The following is a 15,046-nucleotide window of genomic DNA, read 5'->3' as shown; positions in this document are numbered from 1 at the left end:
GTCTCTGGCTTACTCGGAAACGGGAAGGTCGGTGTCGCAGCGGTCCAGCAGGCTGCCGTCCCCATAGGAATAAAAGCGATAGCCGGCCTCGATGGCGTGGCCATAGGCCGCCTTCATGCGATTGAGCCCGGAAAAGGCGCTGACCAGCATGAAGAGGGTCGATTTCGGCAGGTGGAAGTTGGTCATCAGCTTGTCCACCGCGCGGAACCGCCAGCCCGGCGTGATGAAGATGTCCGTCGGCCCGCTGAAGGGCTTCACCGCGCCGGTCTCCGCATCCGCAGCACTTTCCAGCAGCCGCAGGGCCGTGGTGCCGACGGCGACGACGCGCCCGCCCCCGGCCCGCGCGGCCTCGATGGCCTCGGCGGCCTGCGGCGTGATCTCGCCGATCTCGCTGTGCATCTTGTGGTCGGCGGTGTCGTCGGCGGTGACGGGCAGGAAGGTGCCGGCGCCAACGTGCAGGGTCACGAACACCCGCGTCACCCCGCGCTTATCCAGCCGCTCCAGCAGTTCTGGCGTGAAATGCAGCCCGGCGGTCGGAGCTGCGACCGCGCCCTCCTTCTCCGGCGCGGAATAAACGGTCTGGTAGTCGGTGCGGTCGCTCTCGTCATCCTCGCGGCCCATGTAGGGCGGCAGGGGGATGTGGCCGTGGTCCTTCAGTGCGTCCATCAGCGCCTGACCGCCGCGGTTGAACTTCAGCCGCACGTCGCCGCCGTCCTTCTCCTCCACCAGCGCGGAGAAGTCGTCGGCGAAGTCGATGGTCTGGCCCGGTTTCAGCTTCTTGGCGCCCTTGGCGAAGGCTCGCCAGGTGTCGTCGTTCAGGCGCATGTGAAGCGTCACCTCCACCTTCGCCTCGCCGCGCTTGCCCGCCAGCCGCGCGGGGATGACGCGGGTGTCGTTGAACACCATCACGTCGCCGGGCTCCAGCATGTCGGGCAGGTCGCGCATGATGACGTCCGTCAGCCCGTCGCACGTCACGCGCAGGCAGCGGGCGGAGTCGCGGGGCGAGGCCGGGCGGTCGGCGATACGGTCGCGGGGGAGATCGAAGTCGAAGGCGTCGACGCGCATGAACAGGACGGGTCCGAAGCTCTGAAAGGGCGAAAACGAGTGCTCCGCGCGGCCCGGGGGCCGGACGGGAAGGGCGGCGCTCCGCCATATGGGGAGGAAACCTGCGCGTGGGTATGCCTGAAGGCGCGGGCTTGCACAAGCACATGGGGCTAATGGCTTCTCCGTGGTACCCTCGGGCTGTGCCGGAGACAGGGCGGCAAGCCCGCCGGCACGCGCCGTCGCCGCCCGGCCTGGGGAGGAGCCGCCGCGGCCCAGAGGGGACGACGACCCATGAGCACGAGCGACATCACATCCCCCGCTGCGCCATCCGCCACGGCCCTGGCCGAGGCGCTGGTGCATCACCCCTTCTTTCACGACCTGCCGGGGCCGACGCTGGACCGGGTCGCCGCCTGCGCGCGGGAAGAGCGGTTCGACGCCGGCACCCAGATCTTCCACGCCGGCGGCGACGCCGACGGGTTTTTCGTCATCCGTCAGGGCACCGTGCGGGTGGAGAGCAAGCGGCCCGGCAACGCCGGGCCGGCAGTGCTGCAGACCCTGCACGAGGGCGAAATCCTGGGCTGGTCATGGCTGACGCCTCCCTACCGCTGGGCCTTCGATGCCCGCGCGGTGGGGCCGACGCGGGTGATCGCCCTGGACGGCGCCTGCCTGCGGGCCGCCTTCGAGGCCGACCCGCTGCTGGGCTACCGGCTGGTGACCCGGTTTGCGGGCGTGATGGGCGAACGTCTGCGCGCGGCCCACATGCGCATGCTGGAACTGGACGACGGCGCCTGACGCACGGGCGGAAACAGCCTGTTGCCCAGACGGCGGGCGACGACGCCGGTACAAGCAGCTATATTCGGCCCGATCCGACCACATCCGCCGCGGAGGCTCCGGTTCCATGACGCCCCCCGTCCTGTTCGTCAGCCACGGCGCGCCCAACGTCTACATTGACGAGACGCCGGCCCACCTGGCCCTGCGCGCTCTGGGCCGGACCCTGGCGCGGCCGCGGGCGGTGCTCATCGTTTCCGCCCACTGGGAAACCGCGGGGCCGGCGGTGGACGTGTCGGACTGGCCGGCGACCATTCACGACTTCTCCGGCTTTCCGCCGGCCCTGTCGCGGGTGCGCTATGACGCCCCCGGCGCGCCGGACGTGGCCGGGCGCGTCTTCGCCATGATGGCCGCCGCCGGACTGACGCCCGAGCCGCCCCGCGAGCGCGGGCGCGACCATGGGGCCTGGGTGCCGGCGGCGCTGATGTGGCCGGAAGCCGACGTTCCGGGCTTTCAAGTCTCCGTCTGTCCGGCGCGGGATGCGGCCTGGCACCGCCGGCTCGGCGGCGCGCTGGCCCCCCTGCGGGACGAGGGCGTGCTGATCATGGGATCGGGTGCCGTCACGCACAACCTGCGTGCCGTCGACTTCCGCAATCGCGAGGCGCCGACCCCGGACTGGGTGGATGCCTTCGCCGATTGGACCGCCGAACGGGTCGCCGCCGGGCAGCCCGTGGACGACTGGCTGTCGGCGCCCGAGGCGGCGCGCAACCACCCGACGCCCGAGCACTTCCTGCCGCTCGCGGTTGCCCAGGGTGCGGCCGGCGCCGCTCCGGGCCGGCTGGTGCACGGCAGCACCGATTACGGCGTCCTGCGGATGGACATTCATCAGTGGGATTGATCGCGGTGGCGGCCGGGTGCTGCGCCGGTGTCAGTCGACGAAGACTATGCCCAGGTGCACGGCGCGCACCGCCAACTCGATCCGGTTGGCGCAGCCCAGCTTGCGCATGGCCGATTTCAGGTGCTGGGCGACGGTGTAACCGCTGATCCCCAGGATTTCGCCGATCATCCCGGTTTCCTTGCCGCGCGCCAGCCAGTGGACGCAATCGCGCTCGCGTGGGGTCAGCGGGCCCGGGTCGCCCGATTCCGCGAACAGCCGGCGGCAGGTGTTGTGCACCGCCAGCGCCAGAAGCGCCACCGCGGCCCGCTGGTGCTCGATGACCTCCCGCCGCTGGCGGGCGCCGCCGTCTGCCACGCAGGACAGAACCGCCACTCCGCCCGCCATGCGGATGGGAACGACGATGCCGTCGTGCATGGCGAATTCCCGCGCCTCGTTCAGCAGGCGGCGCTGGTCGTCGCCCAGGATGTCGGCCGGCAACTCGGAAATGGCGAAGGGGGCGCCGCCGCGCTTGGCCATGCCGACCACCGGGTCGATGCGGTCGTAGCCGTGGCTGAGGTAGTGGTTGGCCCATCCGTCGGGAAAGTTCACCACCAGCGTGCTTTCCTGGACCCGCAGGCCGGGGCCCAGGCACATGGCATATGTGGGGAAGGTGAAGCCGATCTCAGCCGCAAGTTGCGCGGTGACCCGTCGAACGTCAACGATGGATGTACAGTGGTCCAGGATCTGAAGCTGGTCGAGGGTCAGCATGCCCCGGCCTTCCGCGCAGTCGGCGTCGACGTTTGACGCATGAACCTTTAGCGGATGGCCGTCGCCGGCGTCCAGTCCCATATGCGAGATATCGGAAATACGTCCGTCGCGGGCCGGAACACTCGGGTGGGCATGGGGCGTCGTGCGACCCGGCCCGCGACGGTCGCCCCTCAAGGCGACCCGCCCAGCTTAGGCGCCGCGCGGCAGAAGCGGTATCCCCGGTTTGAGGGATGCACGTAGCTTGTTCGACCACTTAGACAATCTGTCGTCGAGCGCTCGCCGGCACGCTGTATTGCAGTGCTGCCGGTTTTCACGCCACAGTAGGGCGGGCCGGACCGGGGGCAGGCCCGAACACCACGCAAGGGAGACGCATGATGACGCGACGTATACTGGCGGCGGCCTCGTTCGCCGCGATTGCCATCCTTGCCGCGCCCCCGGCCGAGGCGGAGGTCCCCGGCCCCCTGGTCGCGCCGGCCTGGCTGGCCGAGCAACCCGCGGGATCGGTGGTGGTGCTGGACGTGCGCGAGGACCCCGAGGCCTTCGAGAAGGCGCCCGGGCGCATCGCCGGCGCGCTGCCCGTCAGCTTCAAGGACCTGCGCGGCAGCCGGACCATCGACGGGCAGGAGGTCACCCGCCTGTCCCTGACCGCCGAGGGCTTCCAGGACCTTATGCGCGGTCACGGCGTCGACGACGGCGAAACGGTGGTGGTCACCTGGCCGGGCGACAGCGCGATCGGGCTGACGGCGGCGGCCTACCTGTACTGGCAGGCAAAGCTCTACGGTCACGACGACGTGGCGATCCTGGACGGCGGCACGGCTGCCTGGGCGGCCTCCGGCCGGACCCTGACGCAGGACGCGCCGGCCGACCCGCAGCCCGGCACCTTTACCGCCGCCGCGGCGCGCGACGACCTTCTGGCGACGATGGATGAGGTCGAGGCGGCCATGCAGGGCGGGCCGCAGCTTGTCGACGCCCGTCCGCTGGCGCTGTACATCGGCTTGGCGGCGCCGCCGTACGTGTTCAAGAAGGGCCACATCCCTGGCGCCGATCTTCTGCCGTTCCCCTTCCTGACACAGGCGGTGGGCGGCAAGGCCGGCACGGACGGCGGCGCGGCCGAGCCGGTGCGCATGGTGGTGCACGAGCCCGAGACCCTGCGCCGCATCGCCACCGACCTGGATGTCGACCTGTCGGGGGCGGCGATCAGCTACTGCAACAGCGGCCGCACCAGCGCGTCGGCGTGGTTCGTGCTGAACGAGGTGCTGGGCGTGCCGACCCAGTTGTACGACGGCTCCATGCACGCCTGGACCCTGGACCCGCAGCGCCCGGTGGCCACCGCGTTGGCCGAGTAATCCGGCCCCGGCGATCATGGAGGCAAAGGGCCTGCCCCCACAGCCCGGGGACAGGCCCTTTCCGCTGGGGTGCGGCCGCCGGGCGTGCGGCGGCCTGAAGCGCGTCGCCTCTCCGTCGCCTGCCCCGCCCCGCTCGCGGTGGTTTATTGGATCGGCCCCCTGTCTGAACCGGCGGCTCGACCTCATGTCGAAAGCGGCCATGCATGTGGTTCCGCGACGTCGAAAAGCCTGAGGCGCGAAAGGACGATTGATGATCCAGGTGTTGTCGGGAGTCTGGGCCCTGCTGCTCGGCATTGTTCTCATCATGCTGGGCAACGGCATGCACTTCACCCTCATCGGCGTTCGGGGTGGAATCGAGGGCTTTTCGGCGTCAGAGCTGGCGGTCGTGACGTCGGGGTATTTCATGGGGTTCCTGTCGGGCGCGCGCCTCACCCCTGTGTTGATTCGCCGGGTCGGCCATGTGCGCGTCTTCGCCGCGCTGGGCAGCTTCATGTCGGCGGGGTTGATCGCCTTTCCGCTGCTGACCGAGCCGTGGGCCTGGACGCTGCTGCGGGTGCTTGTGGGCTTCTGCATGTCGGGCGTCTACGTCACCGCCGAGAGCTGGCTCAACGACGCCGCCACCAACGAAACCCGCGGCAAGGTGCTGTCGGCCTACATGATCGCGCAGACGCTGGGCATCATCGGCGCGCAGGGGTTGCTGACGCTCGGAGATGCCGGCACCGCCGTGCTCTTCATCGGGGCCTCGATCCTCGTGTCGGTCTCGTTCGCACCGATCCTGCTGTCCGTCTCGCCCGCTCCGGCGATCGAAGTGGCGCGTCCGATGCCGTTGCGCGACCTCTTTTCGGGGTCGCCGCTTGGCACGGTCGGAATCTTCCTGTTGGGCAGCGTCTATGCGACGCAATCGGGCATGGGCGCGGTTTTCGGCACCCAGATCGGGCTGACCACCCCACAGATCGCGCTGTTCGTCGCGATGCTGTTCGCCGGGGCGCTGGTGCTGCAATACCCCATCGGCTGGCTGTCGGACCAGATCGACCGGCGCAGGCTGATCTTCGGGGCGGCGGCGCTCGGCGCGGCCTCCTGCGCGGTGGGGTGGCTGACCGGGAGCAGCCTGTGGCCGCTGATGGCCGCCGCCTTCTTCGCCGGCGGGGTGACGACCCCGCTCTACGCTCTGTTCCTGGCCTATACCAACGATTTCCTGTCCGCCGACGACATGCCGGCCGCATCCGGCGGGCTTGTCTTCACGTTCGGGCTTGGCGCCATAGCGGGCCCGCTGGTCACCGGCTGGGCCATGCAGGGGTTCGGCCCGTTCGCGTTCTGGCTGGTGCTTGGCGCGACCTTCGGCGCCATCGCGCTGTATGCGCTCTACCGCATGACGCAACGCTCGATCGGCCCGGAAGTGGAGACCGAAAGCTACCTGAGCGTGCTGCCGACTGCCTCCCCCGTGGCGGTGGAAGCGGCGGGCGCCTGGGCCGCCGAACACGCCGAGGCCGAACGCGAAGCCGAGGCCGAACGGCAGGCTGAAGCCGAGACCGAGGCCGAGAGCGAGGCCGGCGCCCAATCCTGACGGAACAAACGCACCGCCCCCAAACGCAAAGAGCCCGGAAGCTCATGGCTTCCAGGCCCTTGGAGTGGCGCGCCCGGGAGGATTCGAACCCCCAACCTCCTGATCCGTAGTCAGGTGCTCTATCCAGTTGAGCTACGGGCGCTTTGTGTTCGGCGGCGGCGCCGTGTGTGCGGTGCGTCGTGCCGAGGGCCGTGTATCTATCGCGCAGCCGCTGGCGGTGCAAGGGAAAAATCTCCGGCGTGACGTTTTTTTTGCCGGCGGGCGGTTTCGCCGTCTTCCGATTTGCCGCTGTGGTTCCCTGGTGCCGAGTCACGCGGGTGCATCGGCGGAAACGCGCGCACAAATGCGGCTTGTTCCACGTGATTCCATTCAGTACACTCGCGGCGAATAAGCCTTTCGGGGGAATGCGCGCGTTTTTCCGGGCTGGAACAAATCGTTACAAGAACTCCCCGGCCGGGGTCCGAACCATAAAAAGGTACAACTCGATGGCGCTGTCGAAGAGTGGACTGATCTTGGTGGGCGCGACATTTGCTCTCGCCGGATGCTCCTTCGCGAGCGATGCCCTGTTTCCTGCGGAGGGGAGCGGTGAAACCGTTTCCATCGGAGCATCGAACGCGGAGCGCAATCCGGACCCCACCGTCTCGGGGCCGCTCGCGCTGAATGACTCGTCATTCGAACCCAACGGCGTGACGCCGGGCGAGCCCACCGGCACCTACGTGGGCCAGAAGGTGCAGACGTTCCGCAACGAGTTGCGGCAGTTGCAGGGCACCCTGCGCAATCGCAATCAGGAGCTTCAGCAGATCCGCCAGGAGGTTCTGCAGGACAGCGCCGCGTACCACGAGAACGTTGCCGCCATAAACTCGCGCCTGCAGGTCGGCACCACGCCCGGTAACCCGATCCTGGTGCAGCGCTGGAACCAGGCGCAGCAGCAGCTCGACGAGGTCAACAACGACATCGGCTACATGAACCAGCTGTCGACGCAGGTGGCGTCCGACAGCGCCATGGCCGCCTATCTGCTGGAAAGCATTCGCGCCGCCTACAATCTGTCGGGCGCCGTGGAGGCGGACCACGCCCAGCTGCGCACGCTGGAGGACGAGACGGCGCAGACCGTGGTCCTGATCGACCGCCTGCTGGGCGAGATTTCCGAGGACGTGGCGCGCCAGCAGACCTATGTTACGAACGAGCGCAACAACCTCAACACGCTTGCCGTCGCCATCAAGACCGGCCAGACCTACGGCCAGTCCCTGGGCTACCGGAACCTGGTGCTGGCGGGCAATCAGGGGGTCCTGGCGAACCCGGGTCCGGCCGGCCTGCCGTCGGCGCGCGTGGGCGGCCAGCCGGCCGCCATCATCCGCTTCGACGATCCCAACGTGAACTACGAGAGCGCGCTCTACAACGCGCTGTCCGGCCAGTTCGCCGCCCGCCCCAGCGCGGTGGTGGAGGTCGTCTCGGTCAGCCCCACCAACGCCATCCGCGGCCGCGAGGCCCTGTCGGCCAACCAGGCCCGCCGCCACGCCGAGAAGGTGATGCGGTCCCTGTCGGAGATGGGCGTGCCGGCCGACAACATCCAGCTGTCGGCCACCACCAGCGCCGAGGTGGCGGCGCCGCAGGTGCACGTCTACGTGCGCTGAGGTCGTCGCCCACTTTTAGAAAGCCGGCCGGGGACGCGCCCCTCGGCCGGTTTTTTCATGGGCGCTGGTCCGCGCGGGGCTGGCGCGGCGCCTGGCGATGCGCCCGGCCCAATTCTCGAAAAACTGAAGGGTTCGGGAAGCTGCGCTTCGCGATCAGGGGGATCGGGGGACCGAGGTCCCCCGCAGTGCGCTGGCGCCATGAGCGCTGCCGCGCGCGGGGCTGGCCGCCCCGCACCCCGCTTATGCGAGAGCCGCGGGCTCTCGCGCTCTCGGTGAGCGGGGGCTGGCGCGGCGTCCGATGTCGTGCCCCGGCTGATTTTCGAAAAACTGAAGGGTTCGGGAAGCTGCGCTTCGCGATCAGGGGGATCGGGGGACCGAGGTCCCCCACAGTGCGCTGGCGCCATGAGCGCTGCCGCGCGCGGGGCTGGTCGCCCCGCACCCCGCTTATGCGAGAGCCGCGGGCTCTCGCGCTCTCGGTGAGCGGGGGCAGGCGCGGCGTCCGATGTCGTGCCCCGGCCGATTTTCGAAAAACTGAAGGGTTCGGGAAGCTGCGCTTCGCGATCAGGGGGATCGGGGGACCGAGGTCCCCCCGCAGTGCGCTGGCGGCATGGGCAGAGCGCTGGTTCTCTTGCGCTTCTATCCCGTCTTCCGCCGTTTCGGTGCCGGCTGCGTGCCCGGCGGCGGCGTTTTGGGCTTGAAGGCGCACAGGTCCTCCACCGGGCAGCGCCAGCAGTCGGGTTTGCGGGCCTTGCAGATGTAGCGCCCGTGCAGGATCAGCCAGTGGTGGGCGTGCAGCTTGAACTCGTCGGGCGTGACCTTTTCCAGAACCTTCTCCACGGCGTCGGGTGTCTTGCCCTTGGCGAGGCCGGTGCGGTTGCCGACGCGGAAGATGTGGGTGTCCACCGCGATGGTCGGGATTCCGAAGGCGATGTTGAGCACCACGTTGGCGGTTTTTCGGCCGACGCCCGGCAGGGTCTCCAGGTAGTCGCGGTCCGGCGGCACCACGCCCTCTCGCTCGTCCACCAGCTTGCGCGACAGGGCGATGACGTTCTTGGCCTTGTTGCGGTAGAGCCCGATCGTGCGGATGTGCTCGATCAGGCCCTCTTCGCCCAGGTCGAGCATCTGCTGCGGCGTCTGGACCTTTTCGAACAGCGGCACGGTGGCGCGGTTGACGCCCTTGTCGGTGGCCTGGGCGGACAGGGCGACGGCGACCAGCAGCGTGTAGGGGTTGACGTAGTGCAACTCCCCCTCGGGCTCGGGGTTCAGGTCGCGCAGGCGGGCGTAGAATTCGGCGATCTTCTTGCGAGTCATGGCCGGCCGAGAGTACCCGCTTCACGCCCCGCCGCAAGTCCGTTCAGCACGGCCGTCGGGCTGCCTACTCGGCCGCCCGCGCGCTGTCGGCGCCGGCGTCCTCGCCAAGCTCCAGCTGCTGGACCCGGTCGGCGCGGCGCAGGACCTTGTCGGTGGAGACGCGGATCTGGCGCACGTCCTCGGTCGCCTGGTCGAAATGGCGGGCGAGCTTTCCGACGCGGTCGTCCAGCCGCGCGACGTCGTCCATCAGCGCCCGGACCTCCGCCTGGATGAGCGTGGCCTGCTCGTGCATGCGGCTGTCCTTGAGCACCGCGCGCACGGTGTTCAGCGTCGCCATCAGCGTGGTGGGCGAGACGATCCACACCCGCGCTCGCCAGCTCTGCTCCACCACCTGGGGAAAGCGGGCGTGAAGCTCGGCATAGATGGCTTCCGACGGCAGGAACATGAGCGCCGAATCGGCGGTCTCCCCGGGCACCTGATAGCGCTCGGCGATGTCCTTTACGTGCTTGAGGACGGCGGCGGAAAAGGCTCGCGCCGCCTGGGTGCGGGCGGCGTCGTCGCCCTGTTCGTGGGCGCCCCGCAGGGCGTGCCAGCTTTCCAGCGGGAACTTGGCGTCGACCACGATGGCGCCCGGCGGATTGGGCAGGTGGATCAGGCAGTCGGCGCGCCGGCCGTTGCCCAGGGTCGCCTGGAAGGCGAAGGCCGACGGCGGCAGCAGGCTGGTCACAAGGTCGTGCAGTTGCACCTCGCCGAAGGCCCCGCGCGCCTGCTTGTTGCCCAGCACTTCCTGCAGGCTGACCACCTGGGCCGACAGGTCGGTGATGGTGCGTTGGGCGCGGTCGATGACGGCCAGCCGCTCGCGCACCTCCGTCAGCGTGGCCGAGGTGCGGTCGCCGGAGCGCTGGAGCACTTCGGCCAGGGTGCGCTCCTGCGCCTGCATGCGGCGATCCACCGACTCCGCCAGCCGTGCCTGGGCGTCGGCCAACTGCGCCAGGCGCCCGGCGGTCTCGCCGGCGGTCCCGTCGCCATCCAGGCCGCGCCGGCCGCGCGGCCGCAGGATCAGCGCCAGAAGCAGCGCGCCCGCGACAAGGATCAGCGCCGGAACGATCCATGACGATGCCTCCATGCGCGCGTGCCCCTCTTTCGCCATGCTCCTGGGTATGCTGTTGGTTTACAAGAAAATGCCGGTTCCGCGCAATGAAAATGGACCAAAAGGAGAACGCCATGCCCACCGTCTCCCGCAGCCTTGCCGCCGCGCTTCTGGTGGCGACCGCCCTGGTGCCGGCCGCCCACGCCCAGGACCCGGTGACGGCGCCCGAGGCCGCGCGGGAAGCGCTGTCGCTGACGCTCTACAACAGCGGCTCGGCGCTGGTGGCCGACCGGCGGGCGGTGGCGGTGCCGGCGGGCGAGAGCCGGCTGGTCATCCAGGGCCTGCCGAGCGCCGCCGAACCGGCCTCGGCTTTCCTGCGGGCGGAAGGGCTGGCGGTGCGGTCGCAGACGGTGGAGGCGACGCCGCCCACGGCGCAGGCGCTTCTGGCCGCGAGCGTCGGGCGGGAGATCGGCGTGGCGGTCATTGATCCCGACACGGGCGCGGCGACCGATACCTTGCGCGCCAGGGTGCTGTCCGCCCCGCCGGCGGCGGTCTACGAGATCGACGGGCGCATCCACACCAGCCTGCCCGGACAGCCGGTGTTCGACGCCCTGCCCAATGGTGTGCACCTGACGCCGGTGTGGTCGGGCGCGGTGACGGCGACCGCGCCGGTGGAGGCCGTGACGCTGTCCTACCTGACCGGCGGCCTGTCTTGGGACGCGGGCTACGTCGCCACGCTCTCGGCCGATGGCGGCGCGCTGGACCTGGAGGGCCGGGCGACCATCCGCAACGACTCCGGCGCCGCGTTCATCGGCGCCGAGGTGGCGCTGGTGGCGGGCGATGTCGCCCGCGCGCCCGACACCATGCAGAAGGGCGGCGGGCCGCGCGCCATGATGGCCATGGCCGAGTCGGCACCGGCGCGCATGGATGATGCGGCGCGCGAGCAGCTGGGCGCCTTCCACCTCTATATGCTGGAGGGGGCGGTGGGCCTGCCGGCGGGGGCGGTGGTGCAGCCGGCCCTGCTGACGGCGCAGGACGTGCCGGTGGAGACGGAATACCGCATCGAGGGCGGCCACGTCATCGTCCACGGGCGCCAGGCGGAAGAGCAGCCGGTTCCGGTGGAAACCCGCCTGACGTTCGAGAATGCGCCGGAGGCGGGGCTGGGCAAACCGCTGCCCGCCGGCACGGTGCGGGTGTTCCGCCCCGACGCCTCGGGCACCCCGCGCCTGGTGGGCGCCGACCGGGTGGAACACATGGCCGAGGGGCGGGAGGTGTCCCTGACGCTCGGCCGCGCCTTCGACGTGACGGCCGAGCGGGTGCAGACCGAATTCGAGCGTCTGTCGGAGCGCGTCACCCGCTCCAGCCACCGCATCACACTCCGCAACGCCCGCGACGAGGCGGTGACGGTGCGCGTGGTGGAGAGCATTCCCGGCGACTGGACCATGGTCGAGCAGACCCAGCCGCATGAAAAGGAAACCGCCAGCCGTGCCGCCTGGGAGGTCGAGGTGCCCGCCAAGGGCGAGGCGGTGCTGGGCTACACGATACGGACGGAGTTCTGAGCGCGGCATGGGGCGGCCCGCTTGGGCCGCCCCATGCCTTCACACCGCAGCGCGCTTGGCCTCGATGACGGTCCAGATGTCCTTTTCCAGCTGGGTGCCGTCGAATTTGGTGACTTCCTGCAGGCCGGTCGGCGAGGTGACGTTGATTTCCGTCAGCCAGTCGCCGATGACGTCGATGCCGACGAAGATCAGCCCCTGCTCCTTCAGCACGGGGCCGATGGCCTCGCAGATCTGGCGGTCGCGGTCGGTCAGCAGGCTTTTCTCCGCGCGGCCGCCCACGTGCATGTTGGAGCGCGATTCGCCTTCCGCCGGCACGCGGTTGATGGCGCCCAGCGCCTCGCCGTCGATCAGGATGATGCGCTTGTCGCCCAGCCGCACCGCCGGCAGGTACTTCTGCACGATCAGCGGCTCGCGCGAGTGCTGGCTGAACAGCTCCAGCAGGCTGTTGAGGTTCTCGTCGCCCGGCGGCAGGTGGAAGACGCCGGCACCCCCGTTGCCGAACAGCGGCTTGACGATGATGTCCTTGTACTGGTCGCGGAAATCCTTGATCTCGGCGATGTCCGACGAAATCAGCGTCGGCGGCATCAGGTCGGGAAAGTGCGTGACGAACAGTTTTTCCGGCGCGTTGCGCACCGCCGCCGGATTGTTGACCACCAGGGTCTTGGGGTGGATGTGCTCCAGGATGTGGGTCGCCGTAATGTAGGCCATGTCGAACGGCGGGTCCTGGCGCATCAGCACCACGTCCATGGTCGACAGGTCCAGCGTCGTCCAGTCGCCCAGGTCGAAATGGTCGCCGGTCTTGCGCCGCAGGGTCAGGGGGCGGGCCTTGGCGAGGACGCGGCCCTCGCGGAAGGACAGGTGGCGCGGCTCGTAGTGGTACAGCACATGCCCGCGCGCCTGGGCCTCCAGCCCCAGCACGAAGGTGGAATCGCCGGCGATGTCGATGGCCTCGATGGGGTCCATCTGGATGGCGACTTTCAGCGTCATGAACGGGTCTCCGACTGTGCGCGCCGGCGGCGGTCATGGCGCCGCGCCGGGAAAGGGTGGAAAGCTATATGGGGAGAACTGAACCCTACTGCAGGCGCTGGCGCAACTCCCGCAGCACCACGTCGATGCGTTCGCGGTCGGGGCCCTCGGGCGCGCGGGCCAGGTACTCCTCCAGCGCCGTCACCGCGCCGGGCAGGTCGCCGGTGCGCATGTGCATCAGCCCGCGCTCGCGCCACAGCATGGGGTCGTCGGGGGCGAGCAGCAGCATGTCGGTGATGGTCGCCAGCGCCTGGTCGAAGCGCGTGGCTTCCATGTGGCGCAGCTTGATGTTGTTGAGGAGCCGCATGACCGTGGCCCGGTCGGTCACGGGCTGGTAGACGTCGGGCGTCAGTTCGGCACCCTGCCCCTGGCTGGCCTTGAGCAGGGCGCGCAGGTCGTGGGCCTCGACGATCTGGCCGCCGTTGAAGGGGTCCAGGATCACGCGCTCGGCATCGCCGCCCTGGACGCGCACCAGGAAGTGGCCGGGGAAGTTCAGTCCCACCACGTCCCATCCCTGCGAACGGCCCGCGTGGATGTAGAGGATGCCGAGCGTCACCGGCAGTCCGCGCCGGCGGTCCATGACGCGGATCAGGTCGGCGTTCTGCAGGTCCTCGTAGGCCTGGTCGTCGCCCTGATAGCCGTGCCGGCCGGCCAGCACCTCGGCCAGCGCGCCGGCCTGGTCGGCCGCGGCGGGCGGCATGCCGGCGGCCGCGGCGGCCAGGTCGTCGGACAGTTCGCGCAGGTGGGCGCGGTAGGGATCGAGACTCACCCCCGGATGACGCAGGGCGGCCAGCGCCAGCGCGGCTTCCGCCAGGTCGAAGCGGTCCTCGCCGCGGGCGGCGATGCCCTTCAGCAGGTCGCGGGCTTCGCTGCGGGAGGTGCTGCCGGTCATGGCCGCACCTCTCGCGCCGGTCGGGCGCCGGGATCGCTGCGCCGGGGATCGGTCTTGAGCAGCACGTGGTCCTCGATGCCGCGCACGAAGTCGGTGCCGCGCGCATGGGCGATGACGCGCCGGCGCTCCCGCTCCGACTGCGCGATTCCCAGCAGGTGGACGATGCCGTCCTCGACTTCGATGGCGTAATTGATGGCGAGCACCTCCGGATCGAACATGATGGCCTTGCGCAATTCGGCCGTGACCAGGGCATCACGCGGGCCTGTCCCGCCTTCCGGGTCCGGTGTGACGGTCACCCGGTCGATGATGGTTCGCACGCCCTCCACCGAGCCGGCCAGCGCCAGCGCCTTGCCGTGTAGGTCGGCGTCGGCGACGGCGCCCGTCAGCAACACGCGACCGTCGAACACGGTGGCGCCGATGCCCTCGAAAAGAACGCCTTCGTCGTCAAAACGGTCGATGATCTCCAGCGAGATCCGCACATCCCGCGCCGATCCGCCGACGCCGCGCTCCTCCGCCGCCGCGGTCGCCACCATCGCCCCGGCGCCCACGGCTGCGCCCACCGGCGTGCAGCCGGTGGCGGCGGCCAGCAGCGGCAGGAGGGCGAGGACGGACAAGACGGGATGACGGCAAACGGGCATGGCGGACGCGGCGGCTGTGGGTGGAGGGCTTCGACGCCGAAGCCTCCGCCCACCATAATGTGTCGGTCCTTCGATGGAAGCGGAAAAGGCCCGCCCGGCTCAGGAGGCCGCGCCGCCGTCCTCGTCCGCCGATACCGTGGCTGCCGCCGCGGCTTTCGTGCCGCCGCCGTGGCGGACGTATTCCGCCAGCGTACCGTCGGGGTGGCGAACGAACAGCGCCCCCTCGGCCCGCTCCAGCACTTCGCCGCCGATATAGGTGAAGGCCTTTTCAACGGCCGCCAGGTCGTCGACTTCCAGGGTCAGGCGCACCGACTCGAAGGGCTTGCGGGCCGCGGAGTCGCCGGCCACCACCATCACCGACAGGTTGGGCGAGGAGATGCCCGCCATGCGTACCCGGCGTTCCTTGTAGCCGTAGGAGAGCTGAAGCTCGCCGCCGGTCAGGCCGCGGTAGAAATCGATGACGTCTTCGGCGGCCTTGGTGTCGCAGAACACGCGCACCCAGCTTTTCAGCACATGCATGGCGCGGAGCCCC

General features: G+C 69.8%; 14 protein-coding genes and 1 tRNA gene. 6 read left to right on the top strand and 9 right to left on the bottom strand.

What is annotated here, in order from left to right; translation table 11 throughout:
• Positions 1–9: 9 nt before the first annotated feature.
• Positions 10–1,065, bottom strand: a complete 1,056-nt coding sequence (gene queA / locus LG334_RS22890) for a tRNA preQ1(34) S-adenosylmethionine ribosyltransferase-isomerase QueA (protein ID WP_404381815.1) — start codon at positions 1,063–1,065, stop codon at positions 10–12.
• Between the two features lie 270 nt (positions 1,066–1,335).
• Between queA and LG334_RS22885 the strand changes: the two genes are divergently transcribed.
• Together LG334_RS22885 and LG334_RS22880 are read left to right on the top strand one after the other, a co-directional pair.
• Positions 1,336–1,836, top strand: coding sequence for a cyclic nucleotide-binding domain-containing protein (locus LG334_RS22885; protein ID WP_404381813.1), 501 nt, complete (start codon positions 1,336–1,338; stop codon positions 1,834–1,836).
• Positions 1,837–1,942: 106 nt separating this feature from the next.
• The gene (locus LG334_RS22880) at positions 1,943–2,710 is read left to right on the top strand and encodes a DODA-type extradiol aromatic ring-opening family dioxygenase (protein WP_404381811.1); all 768 of its coding nucleotides are present in this window, start codon (positions 1,943–1,945) and stop codon (positions 2,708–2,710) included.
• Between the two features lie 30 nt (positions 2,711–2,740).
• On the opposite strand, the gene LG334_RS22875 is transcribed toward LG334_RS22880, so the two are convergent.
• A complete protein-coding gene (locus tag LG334_RS22875; protein WP_404381809.1) occupies positions 2,741–3,538 on the bottom strand; it encodes a LuxR family transcriptional regulator in 798 nt (265 codons plus the stop codon).
• A 290-nt stretch (positions 3,539–3,828) separates the two neighbouring features.
• On the opposite strand from LG334_RS22875, the gene LG334_RS22870 reads away from it, so the two are divergent.
• Together LG334_RS22870 and LG334_RS22865 are read left to right on the top strand one after the other, a co-directional pair.
• A complete protein-coding gene (locus tag LG334_RS22870) occupies positions 3,829–4,803 on the top strand; it encodes a sulfurtransferase (RefSeq protein WP_404381807.1) in 975 nt (324 codons plus the stop codon).
• A 250-nt stretch (positions 4,804–5,053) separates the two neighbouring features.
• Positions 5,054–6,367 carry an MFS transporter gene (locus LG334_RS22865; RefSeq protein WP_404386432.1) on the top strand — a complete coding sequence of 438 codons (1,314 nt, stop codon included), beginning with the start codon at positions 5,054–5,056 and terminating at the stop codon, positions 6,365–6,367.
• A 65-nt stretch (positions 6,368–6,432) separates the two neighbouring features.
• Here LG334_RS22865 and LG334_RS22860 read toward each other — a convergent pair.
• Positions 6,433–6,509: transfer RNA gene (locus LG334_RS22860), tRNA-Arg, on the bottom strand.
• A 544-nt stretch (positions 6,510–7,053) separates the two neighbouring features.
• On the opposite strand from LG334_RS22860, the gene LG334_RS22855 reads away from it, so the two are divergent.
• The gene (locus LG334_RS22855; protein ID WP_404381805.1) at positions 7,054–7,998 is read left to right on the top strand and encodes a hypothetical protein; all 945 of its coding nucleotides are present in this window, start codon (positions 7,054–7,056) and stop codon (positions 7,996–7,998) included.
• Positions 7,999–8,634: 636 nt separating this feature from the next.
• Here LG334_RS22855 and nth read toward each other — a convergent pair.
• Positions 8,635–9,309 carry an endonuclease III gene (gene nth / locus LG334_RS22850; protein WP_404381803.1) on the bottom strand — a complete coding sequence of 225 codons (675 nt, stop codon included), beginning with the start codon at positions 9,307–9,309 and terminating at the stop codon, positions 8,635–8,637.
• Between the two features lie 64 nt (positions 9,310–9,373).
• Positions 9,374–10,435, bottom strand: coding sequence for a DNA recombination protein RmuC (locus LG334_RS22845; protein WP_404381801.1), 1,062 nt, complete (start codon positions 10,433–10,435; stop codon positions 9,374–9,376).
• 98 nt (positions 10,436–10,533) lie between these two features.
• Between LG334_RS22845 and LG334_RS22840 the strand changes: the two genes are divergently transcribed.
• The gene (locus LG334_RS22840; protein ID WP_404381799.1) at positions 10,534–11,958 is read left to right on the top strand and encodes a DUF4139 domain-containing protein; all 1,425 of its coding nucleotides are present in this window, start codon (positions 10,534–10,536) and stop codon (positions 11,956–11,958) included.
• A 39-nt stretch (positions 11,959–11,997) separates the two neighbouring features.
• Here LG334_RS22840 and gshB read toward each other — a convergent pair whose 3' ends face one another.
• From gshB to LG334_RS22820, 4 genes are all read right to left on the bottom strand, one after another.
• Positions 11,998–12,945 (bottom strand): glutathione synthase, encoded by a 948-nt coding sequence (gshB, locus tag LG334_RS22835; protein WP_404381797.1) that lies wholly within the window; start codon positions 12,943–12,945, stop codon positions 11,998–12,000.
• Positions 12,946–13,030: 85 nt separating this feature from the next.
• The gene (locus LG334_RS22830; protein ID WP_404381795.1) at positions 13,031–13,876 is read right to left on the bottom strand and encodes a SirB1 family protein; all 846 of its coding nucleotides are present in this window, start codon (positions 13,874–13,876) and stop codon (positions 13,031–13,033) included.
• The gene (locus LG334_RS22825) at positions 13,873–14,490 is read right to left on the bottom strand and encodes a BON domain-containing protein (protein WP_404381793.1); all 618 of its coding nucleotides are present in this window, start codon (positions 14,488–14,490) and stop codon (positions 13,873–13,875) included. Before LG334_RS22825 ends, LG334_RS22830 begins: the two co-directional genes overlap by 4 nt.
• Before the next feature lie 123 nt (positions 14,491–14,613).
• Entirely contained in the window at positions 14,614–15,033 is a 420-nt protein-coding gene (locus LG334_RS22820; protein ID WP_404381791.1) for a VOC family protein, read from the bottom strand.
• Positions 15,034–15,046 lie beyond the last annotated feature (13 nt).

The sequence above is a fragment of the Caenispirillum salinarum genome, assembly GCF_044803115.1.
GTDB lineage: Bacteria > Pseudomonadota > Alphaproteobacteria > Rhodospirillales > Rhodospirillaceae > Caenispirillum > Caenispirillum salinarum_A.
This window is presented reverse-complemented; position numbering and strand designations above follow the sequence as displayed.

Excerpts from the sequence above, each read along its gene's own strand:
- queA (WP_404381815.1), bottom strand. The coding sequence starts at position 1,065 with ATGCGCGTCGACGCCTTCGACTTCGATCTCCCCCGCGACCGTATCGCC.
- LG334_RS22885 (WP_404381813.1), top strand. The coding sequence starts at position 1,336 with ATGAGCACGAGCGACATCACATCCCCCGCTGCGCCATCCGCCACGGCC.
- LG334_RS22880 (WP_404381811.1), top strand. The coding sequence starts at position 1,943 with ATGACGCCCCCCGTCCTGTTCGTCAGCCACGGCGCGCCCAACGTCTAC.
- LG334_RS22875 (WP_404381809.1), bottom strand. The coding sequence starts at position 3,538 with ATGGGACTGGACGCCGGCGACGGCCATCCGCTAAAGGTTCATGCGTCA.
- LG334_RS22870 (WP_404381807.1), top strand. The coding sequence starts at position 3,829 with ATGATGACGCGACGTATACTGGCGGCGGCCTCGTTCGCCGCGATTGCC.
- LG334_RS22865 (WP_404386432.1), top strand. The coding sequence starts at position 5,054 with ATGATCCAGGTGTTGTCGGGAGTCTGGGCCCTGCTGCTCGGCATTGTT.
- nth (WP_404381803.1), bottom strand. The coding sequence starts at position 9,309 with ATGACTCGCAAGAAGATCGCCGAATTCTACGCCCGCCTGCGCGACCTG.
- LG334_RS22845 (WP_404381801.1), bottom strand. The coding sequence starts at position 10,435 with ATGGAGGCATCGTCATGGATCGTTCCGGCGCTGATCCTTGTCGCGGGC.
- LG334_RS22840 (WP_404381799.1), top strand. The coding sequence starts at position 10,534 with ATGCCCACCGTCTCCCGCAGCCTTGCCGCCGCGCTTCTGGTGGCGACC.
- gshB (WP_404381797.1), bottom strand. The coding sequence starts at position 12,945 with ATGACGCTGAAAGTCGCCATCCAGATGGACCCCATCGAGGCCATCGAC.
- LG334_RS22830 (WP_404381795.1), bottom strand. The coding sequence starts at position 13,876 with ATGACCGGCAGCACCTCCCGCAGCGAAGCCCGCGACCTGCTGAAGGGC.
- LG334_RS22820 (WP_404381791.1), bottom strand. The coding sequence starts at position 15,033 with ATGCATGTGCTGAAAAGCTGGGTGCGCGTGTTCTGCGACACCAAGGCC.